The sequence below is a fragment of the Clostridium sp. 1001270J_160509_D11 genome (assembly GCF_015667935.1).
Taxonomy (GTDB): domain Bacteria; phylum Bacillota; class Clostridia; order Peptostreptococcales; family Peptostreptococcaceae; genus Intestinibacter.
In genome coordinates, this window is the sequence record NZ_JADPET010000237.1 from 1 (window position 1) to 2,364 (window position 2,364).

Annotated in this window: 2 protein-coding genes; both read left to right on the top strand. The window is 31.3% G+C overall.

All coding sequences use genetic code 11. The features are described 5' to 3' along the window. The first annotated feature begins 136 nt into the window (after positions 1-136). Positions 137-1,294 carry a homocitrate synthase gene (nifV, locus tag I4U58_RS13585; RefSeq protein ID WP_195931869.1) on the top strand — a complete coding sequence of 386 codons (1,158 nt, stop codon included), beginning with the start codon at positions 137-139 and terminating at the stop codon, positions 1,292-1,294. Between the two features lie 37 nt (positions 1,295-1,331). Next, a complete protein-coding gene (locus I4U58_RS13590; RefSeq protein ID WP_195931870.1) occupies positions 1,332-2,330 on the top strand; it encodes an isocitrate dehydrogenase (NAD(+)) in 999 nt (332 codons plus the stop codon). Positions 2,331-2,364: the final 34 nt, after the last annotated feature.

Sequence of the window (2,364 nt, forward strand, 5' to 3'; positions counted from 1 at the left end):
ACTTTAGTATTTAAAATATATTGCACTTTATAAAATAAATGAAATTTTTAAAAAAAATAATTCATTTTAAGAGGTTAATACATCATGTATACACATTTAATATTTAAATATAGAATATGTTTAGGGGGATGAAAATATGTGTGTTAAAGATAATATAAGAAATAAAGAAATAAAAATAGTTGATACAACTTTAAGAGATGGGGAACAAACAGCAGGTGTTGCCTTTGCCAACCACGAAAAAATAGCAATAGCCCAAGCACTAAGTGATATAGGTATAGACCAATTAGAAGTCGGTATACCCACTATGGGCGGTGACGAAAAAGCCACAATAAAAGCAATTTGTAAAAGAAATTTAAAAGCCAGTATAATGGCGTGGAACAGAGCAGTTGTCTCTGATATAGAGCAATCTATAGATTGTGGAGTCGATGCAGTTGCAATTTCTTTATCAGTATCAGATATTCATATTCAACATAAATTAAAAAAATCTAGACAATGGGTTTTAGAAAATATGTTTAACGCAGTTACTTTCGCCCACAAAAATGGATTATATATTTCAGTAAATGGTGAAGATGCATCAAGAGCAGATACAGACTTTTTAATCGAATTTATAAATGTTGCAAAACAAGCAGGAGCAGATAGATTTAGATTTTGTGACACAGTAGGAGTTATGGAGCCTTTTTCAACTAGAGATAAAATAGAGAAGATATATAAGGCAACTAATTTTGATATAGAGATGCACACTCATAATGATTTTGGTATGGCTACTGCAAATGCAATAGCAGGAGTTATAGGTGGAGCAAATTATATAGGTTGCACAGTTAATGGCTTAGGCGAAAGAGCTGGTAATGCGGCTCTTGAAGAAGTATTGATGGCACTTAAATTTGTATATGGATATGAAACTGATGTAGATACAACTAAATTTGTTGAACTATGCAAATATGTATCACAAGCATCAGGTAGACGTCTACCACCATGGAAGGCAATAGTAGGTACTAATATGTTTAGACATGAATCAGGAATACATGCTGATGGTGCTTTAAAAGATCCTAAAAATTATGAAGCCTTTGACCCAGCTGAAGTAGGTCTTCAAAGACAAATAGTAATAGGAAAACACTCAGGAAAAGCTGCAATAGTAAATAAATTTAAAGAATACTCTATAGAACTTACAAATGAAGAAGCAAATCAAATATTAGAAGAAGTTCGTAAAGTATCTGTAGGTCTAAAAAGAGAACTATTTGATAAAGAATTAGTTCAAATATATCATGATATAAAAAATAATTATAAAATATTTTAATATATATAAAAATTAAAACTTACAGGGGGGATAGAAAATGTATAATGTAACATTAATACCAGGAGATGGAATAGGTCCAGAAGTCGCAGATGCAATGGTTAAAGTTGTGAAGGCTACTGGTGTAGATATAAATTGGGAAATAGTAGACGCAGGAGCAGGTGTTATAGATAAATATAAAACTCCTCTTCCACAACATGTAATCGACTCAATAAAAAGAAATAAAATAGCTATAAAGGGGCCTGTAACTACTCCAGTAGGAAAAGGATTTAAAAGCGTTAATGTAACACTTAGACAGACTCTAGATCTATATGTAAATTTAAGACCTGTAAAGAGCTTTAGAGGAATTAAATCTAGATATGAAGACATAGATTTAGTAATAGTTAGAGAAAATACAGAGGGGTTATATTCGGGAATAGAACATAAAATTGGAGACTATGGAGCAGAAACAATAAAAATAATAACTAAGCCGGCTTGTGAGAGAATTTGTTCCTTTGCATTTAATTATGCAAAAGAAAACAACAGAAAAAAAGTAACTGGCGTCCACAAGGCAAATATAATGAAGCTAAGCGATGGTTTATTTCTAAATACATTTAAAGAAATAGCATCAAAATACCCAGATATAATAAGTGATGATTTGATAGTCGATGCAGCTTGTATGAACTTAGTTATAAATCCTCAAAAATACGATGTAATGGTTATGCCGAATTTATACGGGGATATAATATCTGATTTATGTTCAGGTCTTGTAGGTGGCCTTGGAATGATACCAGGAGCAAATATAGGTAAAGATTACGCAGTATTTGAAGCAGTTCACGGTAGTGCTCCAGATATTGCGGGAAAAAATATAGCTAATCCAACTGCAATAATTCAATCATCAGTTATGATGCTTAGATATATAGGAGAGCAACAAGCAGCTCAAAAAATAGAAGATGCACTAGTAAAAGTCTTTGAAAAAGGCGAAAATTTAACATGTGACTTAGGTGGAAGTGCAACAACTGACGAATTTACAAATGAAATATTAAAATATATAAAATAATTTAAAATAAATCTATATTTAAATTATTAAAACA